The organism is Vibrio sp. 2CM40D (genome assembly GCF_023161825.1).
GTDB classification, from domain to species: domain Bacteria; phylum Pseudomonadota; class Gammaproteobacteria; order Enterobacterales; family Vibrionaceae; genus Vibrio; species Vibrio alginolyticus.
The window spans coordinates 1-19,307 of the sequence record NZ_JALNTL010000014.1 but is presented as its reverse complement, the minus strand read 5'-3'; the positions used below and the strand labels follow the sequence as shown (position 1 = coordinate 19,307).

The window sequence follows — 19,307 nt, the reverse complement described above, 5'->3', positions numbered from 1 at the left end:
AAGGCTCATTACTGAGCCTTTTTCCATTAGTCATCGAAGTTATAGCTTCTTGATAAATCGGCTTTCCACTTCAATGGTGAATTCGTTGCTCTTATCGGTGAGTATAAACTGAATTGTCGTAATCGCAGAGTTTAGCTTGTCAGGATCGGCACCAAGACTCATTGGCAGGTTCAATACCTCACCTGGCTGGACCTGAATTGTCTGCTTACCATACCAGCTTACATCGGATAGCCCTTCAACATCCAACGAGTACTCTTGCACTTGCTGAGTTTTGTTGATCACCTTGAGGGTGTAGGTGTTTTCTACTTCGCCCGAGCTATTAACGCGGAACAGTTGGTTACGGTCGCGAATAACACTCATACCGGCTGGGTCTACCGCTGCAATTTGGGCAAAGAAAAGACCGACCATGACCAGTAGCACAGCTCCATAGCCCAGCAGCTTCGGACGCATGACTTTGGTACTCTTACCCGATAAGCGGTGCTCGGTGGTGTAACTAATTAGGCCCTTCTCGTAGCCCATGCGATTCATGGTGTTGTCACACGCATCAATACAGGCGCCACAGTTGATACATTCATACTGCAAGCCGTCACGAATATCGATACCTGTTGGGCACACCTGCACACACAAATCACAATCAATACAATCACCCAAACCAAGTTGCTTTGGATCGGCTTTACGCGGACGTGGGCCACGTTTTTCCCCACGTTTTGCATCGTAGCCAACGATGAAGGTGTCTTTATCAAACATGGCAGACTGGAAGCGCGCGTAAGGACACATGTGAATACACATGATGGAACGCATCCAACCAGCATTACCATAAGTACAAATGGCAAAGAACATTACCCAAAAGACGGGCCAGAAGTTGGCGTTAAAGGTGAAAAAGTCGATAACCAATTGCTTCATTGGTACGAAGTAGCCAACAAAAGTAAAACCAGTGGCGAGTGCAATGGCAAACCAAGCTATATGTTTGACGGTTTTACGCATCGCTAAATTCGCCGTCAGCTTATTGGAGTCTTGTTTACGGCGTTTATTGGCACTACCTTCGAGCTTCTCTTCAAACCAGATATACATGAAGGTCCAGACGGTTTGTGGGCAGAGATAGCCACACCAAACCCGACCTAAGAAGGTGGTAATAAAGAACAACCCAAACGCCGCGATCACAAACAGCAAGGCGAGTAGGGTAAGATCTTGTGGGTACAGGGTGGTACCGAAAAAGTTGAACTGCTGGTTGCCAATATCAAGTAAGATCGCTTGACGTTCACCGTAAGGAATCCACGGTATCAAAGCGAAGAGAAGTAGTAAGAACCAACCACCGTAACGACGTAGTTTCTGGTAAGTCCCTTTGCTTTCGCGTACATAGATGCGATTACTTGGGTTAAACCGATCCCCGTTTCCTTTATGGGTTTTGGGATTATAGGTTTTAGGAGTCACATCTTTGATATCGATCTTGTCCTGACTCATGCACTCATCCTTCTTAGGCTTTTATAATGTACGGCGTCATTTCTATTGATGTCGCTCGATGACATTGCTGCTCGTTCCGTCATAAAGATGACCGAACATAATTATTTTAGTAAATACTGATGAACGGCGATTATACAATCAATAACAATTCCGTTTCTTTAACGCAGTCAATGTTTAACAACAAAAATCAGTACAGTTAACCTGATAATTGGCTGAACAGTTATAACCAATTGTGGGACTAAAAACTTTGGTTATAAAAAAGCGACTCACAGAGAGAGTCGCTTAAAGAATACTGGCTGTTGAGCTGGTTATTTGATGATGCCACGAGCGCGTAGGATCGCCGTTTTAAAATCGTCCTCTTGGTCTTTTTTGAGTCCAGGGATCATTTCATCTTTGCTGCTATTACGCATTTTAAGGTGGTAGATCAGTACATCGTCGGTCAGATCTTCTAGCTTTCCTTTGTAGCCTGCTTCTTTTGCCAGCTTAACGATGAACTGCAAGAGGTTCAGCTCTTGATCTTTATGCCATTCAGGCTCTAGTAGCTCAAGCAGCTCTTCAATGCGATGACACTTCATGTCTTTCTCCACAGAATTTATAGGTGTAATTAGCAGTAAAGGTACCAAATTGCTTTGCGAAGACCAAATAGGAAAAACTATCTCTTTCACTGTAGTTTGTTCTAAGTCTTTGAAGCTTTATGAGTCGCGTGCAAAGAAAAAAGCGCAGCTGGCGCCGCGCTTTTGATTAAGCTGCTTTGATAACTTTGGCCGGAACACTCGACATCATTGCTGTCTTCTCAACCAATGTCATTGCTGGCGCAACTTGCTTTGCCTTTGGTGCAGTAGTAAAGCCACTGCGGCGGCGCATTGCACTAGTATTAGTGTGTGCGAACCTGACTGTTGTTGGGCGCATTAATTTACCTAACTGTCAGGCATATCCATTGCCGATGTAATGGCCTGAATCATTATGAGCTAGGCTCCAACAAGATTGAAGAATCACTCTTCTGGCTCTCGCCAATCCAGTTAATGAGTCAGGAATACCGATATGCATGCATATCAAGTGTAAGATTAGCATCCTTGTAATAATTGGTCGATAGTTGAGCAATTGAATTGTTTAGATTTTGTCATTTTGTCGCGATGTTCGAGGCAATTTTTGTTTGATCCCACGATCAGCAGTAGTAGTATGAGATCTCGATGAAGGAGGTGCCTATGTCATTTTTGAAGAAGACACTTGCCAGTTTTGGGATTGGGAGCGCGAAGGTAGACTCAATCTTAAACCAAGACGTGCTATACCCAGGTCAAAGTGTGGATGTGTCGATCCATGTATATGGTGGTGCGACTGAACAAGCGATCGACAACATTGATTTAAAACTCTGTTGCCGCTACATCGCAGAAGCCCCTGATGACCGTGGTGCGCGAGAAGGACACAGCATGCGCCGAGTACCTCAAACTCATGTGCTTGCTAAGTGGAGTCTCCCTTACGCATTTACCATCCATTCCGGCGAAGAGCGTACCTTCGATGTTAAGCTCGATGTGCCTTGGAACACGCCTGTCACCATTGGTGATGCCAAAGTATGGTTAGAAACCGGCTTAGACGTTGCTGCTGCTTTGGATCCGACTGATAAAGACATCCTCACCGTTCGACCTGATCCACTGATGGATGCGGTACTATCTGCATTTGAAGCGCAAGGTTTACGAATTCGCCAGGTGGAATGCGAGGAAGTGAAAGGATTCGATCTACCATTTGTGCAAGAGTTTGAGCTGGTGCCAACCGACGGACCTTACCACGGCGTGTGGCGCGAATTAGAATTTGTTGCCCACCGCAGTGAGCAAGAGCTCAAGTTATGGTTTGAAGTTGACCGCACACGCAAGGGGCAAGGTGGCATGCTCGCGAGCTTACTGGGTAGTGGCAAACTCAAGCGAGAGCTGACCATCCCTGCCACGACTAAGCCAGATCAAGTTGGCGAACTGGTACTCAATTATCTCGATCAAACTACTACCGTTCATGAGTCTTAATTTAAGCTTACACGTGTAAGCCTAATGTGCCATACTAGAGCAAATTTCAAACTCTAGTATAGGCGCATTGATGTCCGAACTGCAGAAACCTCAATACAGTCAACGTGAAGAACTGGCCAATACCATCACCCACGGTATAGGGATGATTTTTGGTATTGTTGGCTTGATACTGCTGTTAGTTAAAGCCATAGACCATCAAGCTGACACTTTAACGCTTACCAGTATGGCGATTTATGGTGCGAGTATTATCGTGCTATTTTTGGCCTCGACGCTCTATCATGCGATCCCTTATCCCAAAGCGAAACGTTGGCTAAAAACCTTCGACCACTGTGCTATTTATCTTTTGATAGCAGGCAGCTATACCCCTTTCTTGTTAGTCAGCTTAAGAACACCTCTAGCATTTGGGTTGATGATCGTTATTTGGAGCATTGCGTTGATCGGCATCATCATGAAAGTTGCGTTCGTCTATCGATTTAAAAAGCTTTCTTTGATGACGTACTTGGTGATGGGATGGTTATCGTTGATTGTGATTTATCAATTAGCTATTAACTTGGATGTCGGCGGACTTACACTGCTTGCCGCTGGTGGAATTGTGTATTCACTGGGGGTGATTTTCTACGTTGCGAAGCGCATTCCCTTTAACCATGCGATCTGGCACGGCTTTGTTTTGGCTGGCTGCGTGTGCCATTTCTTTGCGATTTATTACTTTGTTGAGCCTATCTAGCCGATAGGCTCAACAAAGAATATTAAACACGTATTAGCGAGTTTTTACCTCTAGCACTTTGGCAGAAAACTGGTATTGCTGTGATTGCGGTACAGCCAATTTAATGCTCTTACCTTGTTCTGCTTGCTGTGGTCGCAGGTAGGTATCCGCCATGCGCTTGATGGATTGCCAAACAGTCACGTTTTCTTTTGCCAGTTGCTGACCAGACATATCAAACACTTGCACCTCAACTTCCACTTGAATGACAGATTGAGAGCTTTGGTTGGTGATTGATGTAGGTAAAACAAGCTCACCGCTTTGATAGCTTGCTGAACCAATCAATACATCCACACCTGAATCTGATAGCTGCATGGTTGGCTTTTTGGCGTTTACCACCACGGTCGTGCCAACGGTTTTCGTTACCACTGGAATTGTCGCAATCGCAGGAGCTGCGATTGTTTCAACTACGCTTGCTGTTGTTTGTGTCTCCGTCGCTTGCTGCGCCGGTTTTTTCATGACGTATTCCCAGGTAAAGTCATCGTTCAACTTCACTTCTCGACCATCGGCTAAAGTGATGACCTCGGCGGCGTATGTGGATGAGGCGGCAAGTAGGGTCGCCAGAGTAATCCATGTTTTCATTGTTATACCTTTTAATTAGAGTCTGCTTAGCGGCGCCAAAACGCAGGAAAGAACAGTACAAGAATAGTCAGAATTTCCAAGCGGCCCATTAACATCCCAAAGCTTAAGAGCCATTTGGCAGTATCGGGCAGAGGCGCGAAGTTGCCTGTCGGGCCAATCACACTGCCCATACCAGGGCCAACATTGGCAACGGCGGTGATTGAGCCAGAAATACTGGTCACAGGGTCGAGGCCAAGTGCACTTAAACAACCCGCGATAAAGATAATGGTGATAAAAAACATCAAGCCAAATGCCACCACTGAGCGAACAATATCATCATTCACCGGTCGCTGGTTATAACGCTGTACAAACACCCCTGAAGGGTGAATCAACTTCATCATTTGTTTGTTTAGCAGCGTCATCGCAATTTGGAAGCGGAAGATTTTGATCCCGCCAGACGTTGATCCTGAGCATGCTCCCGCCATCATTAAGAATGCGAAAAGAGTAGTGGGTAATGCGCCCCATGCGGTGAAGTCTTCTAAGCCAAAGCCAGTTGTGGTGACGACAGAGACAATATTAAACATCGACACTCGCAGGGCATCCAAAATGGTGTACCCATCTCGAATCACTAACCAAGCTGAAATCACTAAGCTTGAGAATACGAACAGGTACGCAAATCCTCTAACTTGAGCGTCGTTAACCAACACATCAATACGGCGTTTACGTAACGCGGCGATAAAGAGCAAAAATGGCAAACCACCTAAGAACATAAAGGTAGTGGCCACCCAATGTGCGCCATTAGAGAAGTGGTTCATTGACCCATCAGATGTAGAGTATCCACCTGTCGATAGCGTAGTAAAGGCATGGTTGATTGCTTCGAACAGGTTCATGCCGGTGACCAAGTAGCCCAAAATACATAAGCCCGTTAGCATCAAATAAACCGCTACGATGTTTTTGGCGACCGTTTTCGCTCTTGGACTACTTTTATCCGACCAATCTGATGATTCGGTTTGGAATAGCTTCATACCACCGACATTCAGCATAGGTAACACTGCTACCGCCATCACGATAAAACCAATGCCACCAAGCCACTGTAAAATAGAGCGCCATAGCAAGATGCTCGGCGCCATGTTGTCTAGGCCACTGAGCACCGTTGAGCCCGTCGTGGTGATACCCGACATCGTTTCGAAGTAGGCGTCGGTGAAGCTGATGTGGTTGATAAACACAAATGGCAAGGCGGCAAACGCACTCGCGATGGTCCAAACCAAACTGGTGATGAGGAACATATCGCGTACGCTGAGTTTGAACTTGGCGGTTCGACCTATCGTTAGGCAGATGAAGGCGGCAAGGTGCGTGATCACAACGGCTTGGGCGAAATCGAGGAATCCCCCCGTACCGGTAAAGAAAGCGACCAAAGTCGGCACGTACATAAACAGGGCCAGTTTGGATAAAACCAGCCCGATAACAAACAGTACGGGACGTAAGTTGACCATAGGAAAATCCTAGAGGAAAAATGGACTCGGTTGGAATAGCGCTTCGACGTCTGATACGTATTTTTTGTTGACCAGGAACATCACCACATGATCATCCTGCTCGATGACCGTACGGTCGTGGGCAATAAGAACTTCTTCGCCACGAACGATAGCACCAATGGTGGTCCCAGGTGGAAGCTTTATATCTCCAATCGCACGTCCAACCACTTTAGATGTACTTTCATCACCGTGAGCGACGGCTTCAATCGCTTCCGCAGCGCCGCGGCGAAGTGAGGATACGTTTACGATATCAGCGCGACGAACGTGCGTTAGCAAGGCTGAAATAGTGGCTTGCTGAGGTGAGATTGCTACATCAATTACGCCGCCTTGTACCAGGTCTACATAAGCGCCACGTTGGATCAGCACCATCACTTTTTTAGCGCCCATGCGTTTTGCCAACATTGCAGACATGATGTTGGTTTCATCTTCGTTGGTCAGCGCGATGAAGACGTCGACTTGGTCGATGTTCTCTTCCGAGAGAAGCTCTTGGTCTGCCGCATCACCGCAGAACACGATGGTGTTTTCTAGTTGCTCAGAGAGCTTTTCTGCACGCTGGTAGTTACGCTCAATCAGCTTCACGCTGTAAGTTTGCTCTAGGCGTTTTGCCAAGCTTGCGCCGATGTTACCCCCGCCAACAATCATGATGCGGCGGTACGGTTTTTCTAGGCGCTGAAGCTCACTCATCACTGAGCGAATATGATTACTTGCTGCAACGAAGAACACTTCATCGTCGGCTTCAATAATCGTGGTGCCTTGTGGGCGAATCGGGCGACCCTGGCGGAAAATAGCTGCCACACGGGTATCAATGTGCGGCATGTGCTCACGCAAAGCAGATAGCGCATTACCCACCAACGGGCCACCATAGTAGGCTTTCACCGCCACTAGGCTGACTTTCTGTTCAGCAAAGCTCACCACTTGCAGCGCACCTGGGTATTGGATCAGACGTTCGATGTAGCTCGTAACGAGTTCTTCTGGTGCGATAAGGTGATCAACAGGAATAGCGCCAGATTTAAACAGGGCTTCTTTTTCTGCCAAGTATTCTGGAGAGCGAATACGCGCAACGCGGTTTGGGGTATTGAATAGAGTGAACGCGACCTGACAGGCGGCCATGTTGGTTTCATCAGTGTTGGTTACTGCGACGAGCATATCGGCGTCTTGCGCGCCAGCTTCGTGTAGCACGTCTGGATGGCTCGCATGGCCATTGACCACACGTAGGTCGTATTTGTCCTGCAATTCACGCAGTCGGTCGGCATTATTGTCGACGATGGTGATGTCGTTGTTTTCACCCACTAGGTTTTCTGCCAGTGTGCCGCCAACCTGACCTGCACCAAGAATAATGATCTTCATACTCTTTTCTCGTATCTGAAAAAGGCGATTGAAATCACTTCAATCGCCCTATTTAGCATGCTGTTACGCGTGTGTTTTAGTTAGTACTGCGTAGTAGAAACCATCCATATCTTCTTCGCCTGGTAGAATTTGACGACCAGGCTGGTCGGGATCAGAATCCAGCAGTTGCGCATCCGCGGTACGTGCTAAAAACGCTTTTACTTGCTCCACGTTTTCTTGCGGTGTGATTGAACAAGTCGCGTAAACCATGGTGCCGCCGGGCTTCAGTTGCGTCCACATGGCATCAAAAATTTCACTTTGCAGCTCTGCTAATGCGGCGATGTCGTCTGCACGACGTAGCCATTTGATGTCTGGATGACGACGAATCACGCCAGACGCAGAACATGGGGCATCCAGCAAAATGCGATCAAATTGCTCGCCTTGCCACCATTCTTGTGGATTACGCGCATCACCGCAAACCACTTTTGCCTGAAGGTTGAGACGCTTCAGGTTTTCATGCACACGTTTCAAGCGTGTGTCGTCGCAGTCAATCGCGACCACTTCACTGCCTGACGTGCGCTCTAGAATGTGCGCCGTCTTGCCACCTGGCGCTGCACAGCAATCTAAAATCAGTTCGCCGTCTTGTGGTTTTAGATAGTTGATCGAGAGCTGCGCCGCCGCATCTTGGACCGAAACCCAACCTTTTTCAAAACCAGGTAGCTTCATCACGTCACATGGTGCGGCCAATTTTATGGCGTCCATTGCTTCTGTGTGTGGCGTGCTATCAATGTTTTCATTTTTGAGCAGCGCAAGGTATTCATCACGAGTGTGGTGTTGATGGTTCACACGCAGCCACATTGGTGCTTTTTGGTTGTTCGCTTCAACAATGCTTTCCCATTGCTGTGGGTAGGCCTCTTGCAGCAGTTTTAGTAACCAGCTTGGGTGACCGTACTTGCCAGCGTTGTTGCTGACGGCCATTTGGTCGAGTTCTTCTTGGTTGCGCTGGTAGTTACGCAATACAGCGTTAATCAAACCACGCAGACGAGGACCTTTCAGCTCTTTAGTGCCTTCAACCGTTTCACCAACTGCTGCGTGCGCAGGAATACGCATGAAGCTCAGTTGGTAAATACCAACCAGAATTAGGTGATGGAATACACGTTGTTTGCCTTTGAGGGGCTTATCCATCAACTGGTTTGCGATCATTTCTAGGCGAGGGAGGTAACGTAGCGCACCGTAACAGATCTCTTGTAACAGAGCGTGGTCACGAGGTCGTACCGTTTGTTGAGCCGCTGGAAGAGCGCTTGAAAGTGAGTGGCCCTTGTCGACGACAAGATACAGGACGTTAGCAGCCGCAGCGCGAACATTCATGATGAGTACCTTAAAGTAAAGGAGGGCATCTCTGCCCTCTAAAAGTTCGTATTATTGGGGATGATAACCCCTAATATGGCTTAAACCAGCAGAGTGCCCACTTCAAACCAAGCCGCACGCGAATTCAGAATATCCTGAACTGACATGGCTTTTTTGCCAGGAACTTGCAGTTGCTCTAGCACCAGTACGCCGTTGCCTGTCGCAACATAAATACCGGTTTTATCTGCTTGCACGATGGTGCCGGCTGGCTTGTCACTGGTTTGCTCTGCGACACGGCTTTGCCATACTTTGATGCTGTTTTCTGCCGCCTCAAAGTGGCTCATTGGCCATGGGTTAAATGCACGAACGCAGCGCTCAATGTGCGCCGCATCGTCGTTCCAGTTGATGCGTGCTTCTTCTTTGCTGAGCTTTTTCGCATAGTTCGCGAGCTCATCGTCTTGCTTCACTGGCACTGCTTTACCCGCAGCAATGTCTACTAGGCAGTCAATCAGGGCTTCTGGACCAAGCTCAGCCAATTTTTCGTACATTGAAGCGCTGGTATCTGTCGCTTCGATTGGCAGAGTTGCAATCTTCAGCATATCACCAGTGTCGAGACCGATATCCATCTGCATGATGGTCACGCCAGTTTCTGCATCGCCCGCCCAAATAGAGCGTTGGATTGGAGCCGCACCACGCCAACGAGGTAGGATAGAACCATGTACGTTGATACAACCCAGTTTAGGGGTATCAAGAACCGCTTGTGGCAGCAGCATACCGTACGCCACGACAACCATGAGGTCGGCGTTCAGATCGGCAAGTTCTTGTTTCGCTTCGTCGGACTTAAAGCTTTCAGGTTGGTAAACCGGGATATTGTGTTCTAGCGCCAGTTGTTTTACCGGTGGCGCAGCCAATTTTTTGCCACGACCCGCTGGACGATCTGGGTTTGTGTAAACCGCGATGACTTCATGCTCCGAAGACAACAACGCCGCCAAGTGACGGGCGGCGAAATCCGGAGTACCTGCAAAGACAATTCGTAAAGACTGACTCAAGGTAGACTTCCTTCTAATTGGTATGGTTCGAGATTAAGCGTTTTGCTGCTTCTCGTTAAAGCGTTTGATTTTCGCTAGCTTGTCCTGAATGCGTTTGCGTTTCAGTGGCGATAGGTAATCCACGAACAGCTTACCTTGTAAGTGATCAAGCTCGTGTTGAACACAAATCGCTAGCAGGTCGTCGGCTTCAAAGGTGAACTCTTTGCCATCACGATCCAGTGCCTTAACGGTAACTTCTGCAGCGCGAGGCACAAGTGCGCGTGCACCTGGTACCGACAGACAGCCTTCTTCGATGCCATCTTCGCCACGCTTTTCCAGAATCTCAGGGTTGATTAGCACCATCGGCTCATCGCGAGTTTCTGAAATATCAATCACTACGATACGTTTGTGGATATCAACCTGCGTTGCAGCAAGGCCAATACCTTCTTCGTCGTACATGGTTTCAATCATGTCATCGACGATTTTTTGAATCTCAGGGGTCACCGCTTCAACAGGCTTTGCGACTGTGCGCAGGCGATCATCCGGGAATGTTAATACTTGTAATACAGACATATTCACTCGAAATATTGAACTGTGCCGAAACAGCACAAACCTTGTTGGCTCAATTCTAGACATTTTATAGCCTAAATGACAGCATCCTTGCACCAATTTCCATTCTGGTTCCTGCTTAATAGACCAAGGACGAGGGTCATGAATCGAATTTTCCGCAACGTTGCCAGTGTTACGTTGCCGTTACTTTTCTCTTTCAACGCTGTAGCAAATGTGGATGCGAACCCACTGACTGTTAAAGATGATGCGCCACAAACGTATGTAGTCGTGAAGGGCGATACGCTATGGGATATTTCGGCCATGTACTTAGATAGCCCGTGGTTGTGGCCTCGTTTATGGCAAGTAAACCCGGAAATCGATAACCCTCATTTAATTTATCCCGGAGACAAGCTGTCTTTGGTGTGGATTAACGGTCAGCCCGTGTTGAGCCTAAAACCGGTTAAGAAGCTGAGCCCGAAAGCTCGCATCACAGAAAAGAAAGCCGTACCAACCGTTGCGGAAGGTTTGGTGATGCCTTACCTTCAATCGGATCGGTTGCTAGATAAAGATTCGTTGAACAGAGCAGCAAAAGTGATGGGTAGCAGCAAAGGCAGTAAGTATCTGACTGCAGAAGATGTGCTGTATATCAATGGCAATCAGACCGCGACAGGTTGGGCTATTTACCGACCAGTAGCTACCTTTTCGCGTGACGATGTGTCCGAAGAGATTACCGCGCTGCGTTTGATTGCCAAAGGCGAGCTCGTTGAAGCTTCGAGTGATTATTCAGGTTTGAAGCTTACATCGCAAATGCAAGAAATCCTACGTAACGATATCGCGTTGCCAAATCAATCGGTTGAGAATACTGACTTCACGACTACGTTCTATCCGCTGCCGTCGCCACAAGGCAGTTCTGCAAAGTTGCTAGGTAATATCGAAGGCATTCGCTTTAGTTCAACTAACCAAGTCGTGGTGATTGATAAAGGCACGTCAGACAATCTGAAGCAAGGCAGTGTGTTTGATTTAAAAGAAGACGCGCACCCAGTTTACAAAGACGGCGATGAGTTCAAGAAAGAGTTTGGCGTGCTTGATAAGAAAATTACTTTGCCTCAAAGCAAAGTTGGTGAGTTGCTGGTCATTCGTCCTTATGAGTACTTTAGCTTGGCACTGATCACTAACAGTACTAAACCCATTAACCAAGATATTTCGGTGGTGTCACCGTTGGCGGACGAATTAACCATCGATGAATCGACGAAATAACGATGATCTCGCTGCCTGGTTAAAACTGAGTTGTTTACCAGGCATTGGCGGCGTCAAAATGAATAAGCTACTGGCTAGAGACACGCCACGTAACATCGTAAACTTCTCTCCTGAACAGCTACAACAACTTGGGTTAACAACTAAGCAAATTCAAGCTTGGGCTTCAACAGATAAAGAAGTCGATGCTTGTTTAAGCTGGCTTGAGGCTTCTACAAGTCATCATATCCTGACACTGACTGACCCGCGTTATCCACCTCAACTCAAACAAATCGTTGCACCGCCACCTCTACTTTTTGTTCAAGGAAACCCTACTTGTCTCTCTCAGCCACAAATCGCGATGGTTGGCAGTCGAAATGCGAGTATTGATGGATTACAGCATGCACGTCAGTTTGCTGCAGAGTTTGTTCAGCACGATTTTATTGTCACCAGTGGTCTCGCTTTAGGCATTGATGGTCATGCGCATGATGGTGCGTTGCAAGCCGGTGGTAAGACGATTGCGGTGCTAGGATCTGGTTTAGCAAATATTTATCCAGCACGTCATCGTAGTTTAGCGCAACGTGTTATTGAACACGGGGCTTTGGTGTCTGAGTTTCGGCCTAATGCCAAGCCGCGCCCAGAAAACTTCCCGCGTCGTAATCGTATTATTAGTGGATTATCGCTTGGTGTACTGGTCGTCGAGGCGGCGAAAAAGAGCGGCTCGTTAATTACAGCTCGTTACGCGCTTGAGCAAGGTCGAGAAGTATTTGCGCTGCCAGCGTCAATCAATGCCCCCAATGCCTGCGGTGGAAACCAGTTGATACGTCATGGCGCTTGCCTCGTAGAAAAGACGAAAGATGTCTTAGATGAAATACAGTCCTTGCTTGATTGGTCTATTAATCAGAGTACCGATTTATTTTCTACGTTAAATGATGAAGAAGAATTGCCATTTCCTCAGCTGTTAGCTAACGTAGGAAGTGAAGCTACACCGGTTGATATTCTTGCAAACAGGACCAATATACCTGTCCAAGAAGTCATGATGCAGCTCTTAGAGTTAGAACTCTCTGGGCATGTCGTTGCGGTTTCAGGTGGCTATATTCGAAAGGGGAGGGGCTAGCTATGATGATGGATATACTGATGTATCTATTCGAAACCTACATCCATAGCGATGCAGAGTTACAGGTCGAACAAGACGAGTTGGAAGAAGAGTTGCTTCGTGCAGGCTTCCAACAAAAAGATATCTACAAAGCCCTTGTCTGGTTAGAAGAGCTTGCCGCATTGCAGCAAAGTGACACCTCTTCTGCAATCTCGACTTGCATGGCTTCGTCATCAACTCGTATCTACACAGCGAAAGAGACGCAGCGTTTAGATTTGGAATGCCGAGGATTTCTATTGTTTCTCGAGCAAATCAATGTGTTAACCACAGAAACTCGCGAAATGGTGATTGACCGAGTGATGGGATTAGAAACGAGTGAGTTTGAGCTTGAAGACCTCAAATGGATCATTCTGATGGTGCTGTTTAATGTGCCTGGCAACGAAAACGCTTACACGCTAATGGAAGAGCTGTTGTACACCAAGGAACAAGGGATTCTTCACTAACCATCTGGGCAAGTTCGAGTTTAGCTAGAATAAACGCGAGTTTGTCTTTTTGTGTGTTTTTCACGAAACGGTAAGTATGAGTAGTAAAATCGACAACACCCTTTTCTCTGCCCATGAACACGCTTTGGAGCACGAGCCGTGTCCAAAATGTGGTGGTGAGCTGACTCTCAAGCACGGAAAACATGGCACATTTCTCGGCTGTAACCATTACCCAAGCTGTGATTACATTAAACCGCTACACAGCAATGATGGGCACATCGTGAAAGAGTTGGGTGTGCCTTGTCCTGAGTGTGGCAATGAGTTGGTACTCCGCCAAGGGCGCTACGGCATGTTTGTCGGTTGTAGTAACTACCCGGCTTGTCATCATATTGAGTCGATTAATCAACCAGAGCCAGAGGCGCAGTCACAAGAGCAACACGCTTGCCCTGAATGTGGCAAAGGACATTTGGTTGAGCGTAAAACCCGATTTGGCAAAACTTTCTACGCGTGTGATAACTACCCTAAATGCAAATTTGCTGTGAACCTTGCTCCGGTCAAGGGGCGATGCGAAGAGTGTGGTTTTACTCTGTTGGTGGAGAAGAAACTTGCCAGTGGTGTGAAATTGCAATGTGCTAATCGTAAGTGTCAGCACACCCAGCAAGGGTAAATACATCAAAGGAATTAAAAAGGGTCGCATCGTGCGACCCTTTTTTGTTTTTTTGCTGCCAAACGTTAGTGTTGAGGCTGTTTAGCGAATGCTTGCACAGCAGGGAAAGCTATTGGGTCTAAGATGTCTGCCAGAGCGCACAGCCTACGGTGCAATTCTCCTGGGTAGTCGCCACACACGTTGATGTGTCCCATCTTGCGACCTGCACGTTTCTCTTTGCCATACCAATGAAGGTGGCAACCATCCATTGATAACAATGCTTCTGGTAGTGTGTCTTCACCAAGAATATTGATCATTGAGGTTTCACGAACTAATTTCGTACTGCCTAATGGTAAGTCGCACACTGCGCGCAGATGGTTTTCAAACTGACACGTTTCTGCACCTTGCTGTGTCCAGTGACCAGAGTTGTGCACGCGTGGAGCAATCTCATTCACTAAAAGTGCCCCATCGACATCAAAGAACTCAAGCGCTAATACGCCAACGTAATCTAGGCTATCTGCGACTGCCGTGAACATTTGCTTTGCTTGTTCCTGTAACCCTGGCGCATCAATCGCAGTAGAAAGACTCAATACACCGTTGGTGTGGACGTTCTCTGCCAGAGGATACACTTCCACACTGCCATCTTTGCTTCGAGCACCAACCAGTGATACTTCGCGGTTAAAAGGAACAAACTCTTCAGCAACAATCGCTTGAGTTGGTGTTGCCGCGATGCACTCTGCCATCTCAGTCCAAATGTCGTCGACTTGAGAAGCTTCTTTTAAGCGCCATTGGCCTTTACCATCGTAACCACCTAATGCACTTTTCAGAACCATTGGCATACCAACGTGTTCAATTGCGCGGTCAAAGTCTTCACGAGTTTCAATGACGTAGTATTTCGCGTTGCGCACGCCAGCATCATCAAGCAGTGCTTTTTCAATACGGCGATCACCACCTGCTTTGATGGCTTGCGTACTTGGTAGAAACTTGCCGCTCGCTTCGCAAACCTTGAGCACGTCATGTGGAATATGCTCGAACTCGGCAGTAATCACATCAACTTGCATAATCGCATTTTCCAAGCCATGGCCAAGTACCTGTTGAGTTAAAGGGTGAACGACATCACCGCTGCTGATATCGTAAGCTGAAATTTGAATATTCAGTGGCGCACCAGCCAGAGACATCATACGAGCCAACTGACCCGCACCAAGAACCAGTACATGCATCTGATTAATCCTCTGCAGGGTTTGGATTTGCGAGAACTGTTTCCGTTTGCTCATTACGGAATGCTTCTACCTTCGCCATGATGTTTTCATCATGAGTGCCTAGGATTTGCGCTGCTAGGATACCGGCGTTTGTTGCGCCCGCTTCGCCAATCGCCAATGTACCAACCGCAATTCCCTTTGGCATCTGTACAATAGAAAGCAGTGAATCCATACCTTTCAGTGCACGAGACTGAACGGGAACCCCAAGCACTGGCAAACTAGTAAACGCCGCCGCCATACCTGGTAGGTGGGCTGCACCACCTGCGCCTGCGATGATAACTTTGATGCCGCGTTCTTTTGCGCCACTAGCGTAGTCAGCCAGTAATTGAGGAGTTCGGTGTGCTGACACGACTTTTGTTTCGTAAGGCACGCCAAATTGGTCTAGCATGTCCGCTGCTAGTTTCATGGTTGGCCAATCGGATTTAGAACCCATGATGATACCGACTTTCATCTCAAACTCCTTTAAGCTGCAAAAATTAGGTGAGCTATAAATTTGTACGCATTATACGGGGATTTTTATCTCAAGCAAACGTTTGCGTCTTGTTGTTGGCGCTATTGATACATTTTATAAAAAAATTGCTTTAGTGTCTGAGAATGAATATTTGTACACTTAGTGAAAACAACACAGTCAAACAAATAGGAAGTAATCGGTGGATAACTTTGAACAAGTGCTCAACGCACTCAAGCAAGGCGAAGTGATTGCCTATCCAACAGAAGGGGTTTTTGGTGTCGGATGTGATCCAGATAACCCAGAAGCAATTCAAAAGCTATTAGAGCTCAAGCAGCGTCCGGTAGAAAAAGGGCTGATTCTCATCGCGGCAAGTTATGATCAGCTCTTGCCTTATATTGATGAATCTCAGTTGACTGAAGAACAATTACAGACTGTTCATGCCACTTGGCCAGGCCCATACACTTGGATCATGCCAGCGAGCGATAAAGTATCCAACTGGGTTTCAGGGCAGTTTGATTCAATTGCGGTTCGTGTGACTGATCATCCTTTGGTGCAAAAAATGTGTAATGCATTCGGAAAGCCGTTAACCTCTACCAGCGCGAATCTTTCCGGCTTACCACCGTGTATGACCACGGAAGAAGTCGAAGAGCAGTTGGGTGATAAGCTGGTCGCCATTCTTCGTGGCGAGACCAGCGGTCGTGATAAACCCAGCGAGATTCGTGACGCCAAAACTTCACAAATATTAAGACAGGGTTAACCCTGCTAGCCAGCCATCATTAGGTTTCACGTAATAGGTAATAACGTATGTCAGCGATCGATAAGCACGCCGTAAAGCAGTTCTTGATGTCACTTCAGGACTCCATTTGTCAGCAGTTAGAACAAGAAGATGGAAAGGCCGTCTTTGTCGAGGATGCATGGCATCGTGAACCGGGCGAACGTCTTGGTGGCGGTGGGCGCTCACGTGTTATGCGTGATGGCCTTGTTTTCGAGCAGGGAGGCGTGAACTTCTCGCATGTGGAAGGGAAAGAAATGCCAGCATCTGCGACAGCGCATCGTCCAGAGCTAGCGGGTCGTCGTTTTGAAGCGATGGGTGTTTCTTTGGTTATTCACCCTAAAAACCCTTATGTACCGACTTCACACGCCAATGTTCGCTTCTTTATTGCAGAAAAAGATGGCGAAGACCCAATTTGGTGGTTTGGTGGTGGTTTTGACCTAACGCCGTTCTATCCATTTGAAGAAGATTGCCAATCATGGCACGACACTGCAAAACTGCTTTGTGCGCCATTTGGTGACGATGTTTACCAAGAGCATAAAGCATGGTGTGACAAATACTTCTTCCTACCACATCGTAATGAAACTCGCGGTGTTGGCGGTTTGTTCTTTGATGATCTAAACCAGTGGGAATTTGATAAGTGTTTTGCTTACATCAAAGCAGTCGGTGAAGGCTATTGCCAGGCTTACTTGCCGATCGTTTCTCGTCGTAAAGAGTTCAAGTATGGTGAGCGTGAGCGTGAATTCCAACTATATCGTCGCGGCCGTTACGTAGAGTTCAACTTAGTGTATGACCGTGGTACCTTATTTGGTTTACAAAGTGGTGGGCGTACTGAGTCGATTCTGATGTCAATGCCGCCGCTCGCTCGCTGGGAGTACTGCTACGAGCCAGAAGCGGGATCGCCAGAAGCTGAACTTTACGAGCGATACCTAACGCCACGAGAGTGGTAAGCACGGAATCTCCTTTTCTATATAGATAGATAGTGATAGGGTCATCTGTAATCAGGTGGCCCTGTTTTCTCTATATCTAAATAAGGAACAAAGGTAAGGAAATGACCCAGCAAATCGATCGCTATGCCGTGTTTGGTAATCCTATCGGACACAGTAAGTCGCCATTCATTCACACCTTGTTTGCTCGTCAAACTAATCAATCTTTGGTGTACACCGCAGAAAGTGCACCTGTTGATGGTTTTATTGACGCGGCGAAGGTGTTTTTTGCTGAAGGTGGCAAGGGGTGTAACATCACTATGCCATTTAAAGAAGATGCTTATCAATTTGCTAGTCGATTGACAGAACGGGCTCAGTTAGCAGGCGCGGTAAATACCCTCAAGAAGTTAGACGATGGTGAAATCATCGGTGACAACACTGATGGTGCAGGTTTAGTGCAAGATCTGCTTCAGCATCAGGTTGTATTGGAAGGTGCGCGAATCCTAATTATTGGCGCTGGTGGTGCAGCTCGTGGTGTTATTAAGCCACTACTCGATCAAAAGCCGACCTCTTTAACCATTACCAACCGTACCTTTAGTAAAGCACAGGAGCTCGCAGAGCTGTTTGTCTCTCACGGTCCTATCCTCGCCAAAGAGATGGCAAGTATTGATGAAGAGTATGATGTCATCATTAACTCCACATCCGCTTCTCTTAGTGGTGAACTGCCGACTATTTCATCTTCCATCTTTGCCGCTAACAGTACAAGCTATGACATGATTTATGGCAAAGGGGTGACGAGCTTTAACTTATGGGCAAAAGAGAATGGTGCCGCTCATGCGTATGACGGTCTTGGAATGTTAGTTGGGCAGGCTGCGGAAAGCTTTATGCTCTGGCGTGGCTTACGTCCTGGTGCCAAACAAATTCTCAGAGAACTAAGAAAGAACCTTGAAGGTCAATAAGCGATGAATCAATCCATCTTATTCCCAGATATTCAATCATGGGATGAAGTATCACAATCGGTAAACTTTTCGGCGCAACAATCAGGCGCACTAATAGAGTGCTTTGTGACGAAACAAAAGTTAGAAAAGCTCAGTGGTTCACTGATTGAAACTGAGCAAGCGGCAATTAAAGTGTTTACTGATTACCGATTCGACCTAGAAGAAATGGCTGAAGAGCTAATAGAAGATGAAGCCTTCAACGAAGAAGGCTATATCATCATCGGTTAACAGGGCTTTAGTTCAAGTCTTTTACTTCATTTAAGTAGTCGTTTTTGTTCTGCACATAGTTGTTGGCAGACTTTTGCAAGAAAGCTCGTTCTTTTTCTGATAGAGGGCGAGCTTGTTTTACTGGGCTTCCAACATATAAGTAGCCACTTTCTAATACTTTCCCAGGTGGCACTAAACTGCCTGCTCCGATCATCACCTCTGACTCAATTACAACAGCATCTAAAACAATAGCTCCCATACCAACCAAAACACGATCGTGGATCTCACAACCGTGCAGCATCACTTTGTGGCCAATCGTAACGTCATTACCAATAATCAATGGGTAGCCGTTTGGGTTTTCGGCGTTCTTATGGGTGACATGCAAAACACTGCCATCTTGAATATTCGTTCGATCACCAATGTGAATGTGGTTTACATCGCCTCGCGCTGCTACCAATGGCCAAATGCTAGAATCATCGCCAATTCGGATATCACCGACTAAAACAGAGGTTGGGTCAACGTAAACACGCTCACCAAGTTCAGGCTTTATACCTTTGTAGCTTCTCATTGAGCTCATCTTTTTTCCTTATTCAGGGCGATTACAGGGTGTATGGAGGTAGAATAGTAGTGAAAACTCGCCTTTTAGAATAAAAAACACCCA

The 19,307-nt window shown here is 47.0% G+C and carries 22 protein-coding genes; 10 read left to right on the top strand and 12 right to left on the bottom strand.

The genetic code is table 11. From position 1 onward, the window contains the following. Nucleotides 1-39: 39 nt before the first annotated feature. The 3 genes from ccoG to MTF70_RS21920 form a co-directional block, all read right to left on the bottom strand. Nucleotides 40-1,461, bottom strand: coding sequence for a cytochrome c oxidase accessory protein CcoG (gene ccoG / locus MTF70_RS21930; protein WP_064376861.1), 1,422 nt, complete (start codon nt 1,459-1,461; stop codon nt 40-42). Between the two features lie 308 nt (nt 1,462-1,769). Then, on the bottom strand, nt 1,770-2,036 hold the full coding sequence (locus tag MTF70_RS21925; protein WP_005379040.1) for a DUF1040 family protein: 267 nt from the start codon (nt 2,034-2,036) through the stop codon (nt 1,770-1,772). Between the two features lie 166 nt (nt 2,037-2,202). Further along, entirely contained in the window at nt 2,203-2,370 is a 168-nt protein-coding gene (locus MTF70_RS21920; protein WP_005379043.1) for a hypothetical protein, read from the bottom strand. A 296-nt stretch (nt 2,371-2,666) separates the two neighbouring features. On the opposite strand from MTF70_RS21920, the gene MTF70_RS21915 reads away from it, so the two are divergent. Both MTF70_RS21915 and MTF70_RS21910 read left to right on the top strand, forming a co-directional pair. Beyond that, nucleotides 2,667-3,473: a sporulation protein gene (locus MTF70_RS21915; protein WP_064376862.1), complete on the top strand. Its 807-nt coding sequence runs from the start codon at nt 2,667-2,669 to the stop codon at nt 3,471-3,473. A gap of 70 nt (nt 3,474-3,543) precedes the next feature. Then, nucleotides 3,544-4,197, top strand: coding sequence for a hemolysin III family protein (locus MTF70_RS21910; RefSeq protein ID WP_005386658.1), 654 nt, complete (start codon nt 3,544-3,546; stop codon nt 4,195-4,197). Between the two features lie 33 nt (nt 4,198-4,230). Here the strand turns inward: MTF70_RS21910 and MTF70_RS21905 are convergent, their stop codons facing one another. From MTF70_RS21905 to def, 6 genes are all read right to left on the bottom strand, one after another. Next, a complete protein-coding gene (locus MTF70_RS21905) occupies nt 4,231-4,815 on the bottom strand; it encodes a DUF3157 family protein (protein ID WP_054575337.1) in 585 nt (194 codons plus the stop codon). A 26-nt stretch (nt 4,816-4,841) separates the two neighbouring features. After that, the gene (locus tag MTF70_RS21900) at nt 4,842-6,287 is read right to left on the bottom strand and encodes a TrkH family potassium uptake protein (RefSeq protein WP_005386656.1); all 1,446 of its coding nucleotides are present in this window, start codon (nt 6,285-6,287) and stop codon (nt 4,842-4,844) included. Nucleotides 6,288-6,296: 9 nt separating this feature from the next. Then, nucleotides 6,297-7,673: a Trk system potassium transporter TrkA gene (trkA, locus tag MTF70_RS21895; protein WP_005379062.1), complete on the bottom strand. Its 1,377-nt coding sequence runs from the start codon at nt 7,671-7,673 to the stop codon at nt 6,297-6,299. 63 nt (nt 7,674-7,736) lie between these two features. Next, nucleotides 7,737-9,020 (bottom strand): 16S rRNA (cytosine(967)-C(5))-methyltransferase RsmB, encoded by a 1,284-nt coding sequence (gene rsmB, locus MTF70_RS21890; RefSeq protein ID WP_064376863.1) that lies wholly within the window; start codon nt 9,018-9,020, stop codon nt 7,737-7,739. 80 nt (nt 9,021-9,100) lie between these two features. After that, nucleotides 9,101-10,048 (bottom strand): methionyl-tRNA formyltransferase, encoded by a 948-nt coding sequence (gene fmt, locus MTF70_RS21885; RefSeq protein WP_005379066.1) that lies wholly within the window; start codon nt 10,046-10,048, stop codon nt 9,101-9,103. A gap of 33 nt (nt 10,049-10,081) precedes the next feature. Then, nucleotides 10,082-10,600, bottom strand: coding sequence for a peptide deformylase (gene def / locus MTF70_RS21880; RefSeq protein WP_005379068.1), 519 nt, complete (start codon nt 10,598-10,600; stop codon nt 10,082-10,084). Between the two features lie 138 nt (nt 10,601-10,738). Here def and MTF70_RS21875 point away from each other — a divergent pair, with 138 nt between their 5' ends. From MTF70_RS21875 to MTF70_RS21860, 4 genes are all read left to right on the top strand, one after another. Further along, nucleotides 10,739-11,833: a LysM peptidoglycan-binding domain-containing protein gene (locus MTF70_RS21875; RefSeq protein ID WP_033906576.1), complete on the top strand. Its 1,095-nt coding sequence runs from the start codon at nt 10,739-10,741 to the stop codon at nt 11,831-11,833. Continuing rightward, on the top strand, nt 11,817-12,926 hold the full coding sequence (gene dprA, locus MTF70_RS21870) for a DNA-processing protein DprA (protein ID WP_064376864.1): 1,110 nt from the start codon (nt 11,817-11,819) through the stop codon (nt 12,924-12,926). Before MTF70_RS21875 ends, dprA begins: the two co-directional genes overlap by 17 nt. Nucleotides 12,927-12,928: 2 nt before the next feature. Then, nucleotides 12,929-13,408, top strand: coding sequence for a DUF494 family protein (locus MTF70_RS21865; protein WP_033906575.1), 480 nt, complete (start codon nt 12,929-12,931; stop codon nt 13,406-13,408). A gap of 76 nt (nt 13,409-13,484) precedes the next feature. Beyond that, a complete protein-coding gene (locus MTF70_RS21860; protein ID WP_064376865.1) occupies nt 13,485-14,054 on the top strand; it encodes a topoisomerase DNA-binding C4 zinc finger domain-containing protein in 570 nt (189 codons plus the stop codon). 65 nt (nt 14,055-14,119) lie between these two features. Here the strand turns inward: MTF70_RS21860 and MTF70_RS21855 are convergent, their stop codons facing one another. Together MTF70_RS21855 and purE are read right to left on the bottom strand one after the other, a co-directional pair. Next, on the bottom strand, nt 14,120-15,253 hold the full coding sequence (locus MTF70_RS21855) for a 5-(carboxyamino)imidazole ribonucleotide synthase (RefSeq protein WP_064376866.1): 1,134 nt from the start codon (nt 15,251-15,253) through the stop codon (nt 14,120-14,122). A gap of 4 nt (nt 15,254-15,257) precedes the next feature. Continuing rightward, nucleotides 15,258-15,743 (bottom strand): 5-(carboxyamino)imidazole ribonucleotide mutase, encoded by a 486-nt coding sequence (gene purE / locus MTF70_RS21850; RefSeq protein WP_017635614.1) that lies wholly within the window; start codon nt 15,741-15,743, stop codon nt 15,258-15,260. Nucleotides 15,744-15,942: 199 nt separating this feature from the next. Here purE and MTF70_RS21845 point away from each other — a divergent pair, with 199 nt between their 5' ends. From MTF70_RS21845 to MTF70_RS21830, 4 genes are all read left to right on the top strand, one after another. Continuing rightward, the gene (locus MTF70_RS21845) at nt 15,943-16,500 is read left to right on the top strand and encodes an L-threonylcarbamoyladenylate synthase (RefSeq protein ID WP_005379084.1); all 558 of its coding nucleotides are present in this window, start codon (nt 15,943-15,945) and stop codon (nt 16,498-16,500) included. Between the two features lie 47 nt (nt 16,501-16,547). Continuing rightward, complete coding sequence (gene hemF, locus MTF70_RS21840) at nt 16,548-17,465, top strand: oxygen-dependent coproporphyrinogen oxidase (protein WP_005379086.1); 918 nt, start codon at nt 16,548-16,550, stop codon at nt 17,463-17,465. 101 nt (nt 17,466-17,566) lie between these two features. Beyond that, on the top strand, nt 17,567-18,400 hold the full coding sequence (gene aroE, locus MTF70_RS21835) for a shikimate dehydrogenase (RefSeq protein ID WP_017821584.1): 834 nt from the start codon (nt 17,567-17,569) through the stop codon (nt 18,398-18,400). 3 nt (nt 18,401-18,403) lie between these two features. Further along, entirely contained in the window at nt 18,404-18,667 is a 264-nt protein-coding gene (locus tag MTF70_RS21830) for a DUF1488 domain-containing protein (protein ID WP_064376867.1), read from the top strand. A 7-nt stretch (nt 18,668-18,674) separates the two neighbouring features. Here MTF70_RS21830 and MTF70_RS21825 read toward each other — a convergent pair whose 3' ends face one another. Next, the gene (locus tag MTF70_RS21825) at nt 18,675-19,223 is read right to left on the bottom strand and encodes a gamma carbonic anhydrase family protein (RefSeq protein WP_005379096.1); all 549 of its coding nucleotides are present in this window, start codon (nt 19,221-19,223) and stop codon (nt 18,675-18,677) included. Nucleotides 19,224-19,307: the final 84 nt, after the last annotated feature.

Excerpts from the sequence above, each read along its gene's own strand:
- ccoG (WP_064376861.1), bottom strand. The coding sequence starts at position 1,461 with ATGAGTCAGGACAAGATCGATATCAAAGATGTGACTCCTAAAACCTAT.
- dprA (WP_064376864.1), top strand. The coding sequence starts at position 11,817 with ATGAATCGACGAAATAACGATGATCTCGCTGCCTGGTTAAAACTGAGT.
- purE (WP_017635614.1), bottom strand. The coding sequence starts at position 15,743 with ATGAAAGTCGGTATCATCATGGGTTCTAAATCCGATTGGCCAACCATG.
- MTF70_RS21865 (WP_033906575.1), top strand. The coding sequence starts at position 12,929 with ATGATGATGGATATACTGATGTATCTATTCGAAACCTACATCCATAGC.
- MTF70_RS21825 (WP_005379096.1), bottom strand. The coding sequence starts at position 19,223 with ATGAGCTCAATGAGAAGCTACAAAGGTATAAAGCCTGAACTTGGTGAG.
- trkA (WP_005379062.1), bottom strand. The coding sequence starts at position 7,673 with ATGAAGATCATTATTCTTGGTGCAGGTCAGGTTGGCGGCACACTGGCA.
- MTF70_RS21925 (WP_005379040.1), bottom strand. The coding sequence starts at position 2,036 with ATGAAGTGTCATCGCATTGAAGAGCTGCTTGAGCTACTAGAGCCTGAA.
- rsmB (WP_064376863.1), bottom strand. The coding sequence starts at position 9,020 with ATGAATGTTCGCGCTGCGGCTGCTAACGTCCTGTATCTTGTCGTCGAC.
- def (WP_005379068.1), bottom strand. The coding sequence starts at position 10,600 with ATGTCTGTATTACAAGTATTAACATTCCCGGATGATCGCCTGCGCACA.
- MTF70_RS21915 (WP_064376862.1), top strand. The coding sequence starts at position 2,667 with ATGTCATTTTTGAAGAAGACACTTGCCAGTTTTGGGATTGGGAGCGCG.
- MTF70_RS21905 (WP_054575337.1), bottom strand. The coding sequence starts at position 4,815 with ATGAAAACATGGATTACTCTGGCGACCCTACTTGCCGCCTCATCCACA.
- MTF70_RS21830 (WP_064376867.1), top strand. The coding sequence starts at position 18,404 with ATGAATCAATCCATCTTATTCCCAGATATTCAATCATGGGATGAAGTA.
- MTF70_RS21910 (WP_005386658.1), top strand. The coding sequence starts at position 3,544 with ATGTCCGAACTGCAGAAACCTCAATACAGTCAACGTGAAGAACTGGCC.
- MTF70_RS21875 (WP_033906576.1), top strand. The coding sequence starts at position 10,739 with ATGAATCGAATTTTCCGCAACGTTGCCAGTGTTACGTTGCCGTTACTT.
- MTF70_RS21920 (WP_005379043.1), bottom strand. The coding sequence starts at position 2,370 with ATGCGCCCAACAACAGTCAGGTTCGCACACACTAATACTAGTGCAATG.
- MTF70_RS21855 (WP_064376866.1), bottom strand. The coding sequence starts at position 15,253 with ATGCATGTACTGGTTCTTGGTGCGGGTCAGTTGGCTCGTATGATGTCT.
- aroE (WP_017821584.1), top strand. The coding sequence starts at position 17,567 with ATGACCCAGCAAATCGATCGCTATGCCGTGTTTGGTAATCCTATCGGA.
- MTF70_RS21860 (WP_064376865.1), top strand. The coding sequence starts at position 13,485 with ATGAGTAGTAAAATCGACAACACCCTTTTCTCTGCCCATGAACACGCT.
- hemF (WP_005379086.1), top strand. The coding sequence starts at position 16,548 with ATGTCAGCGATCGATAAGCACGCCGTAAAGCAGTTCTTGATGTCACTT.
- MTF70_RS21900 (WP_005386656.1), bottom strand. The coding sequence starts at position 6,287 with ATGGTCAACTTACGTCCCGTACTGTTTGTTATCGGGCTGGTTTTATCC.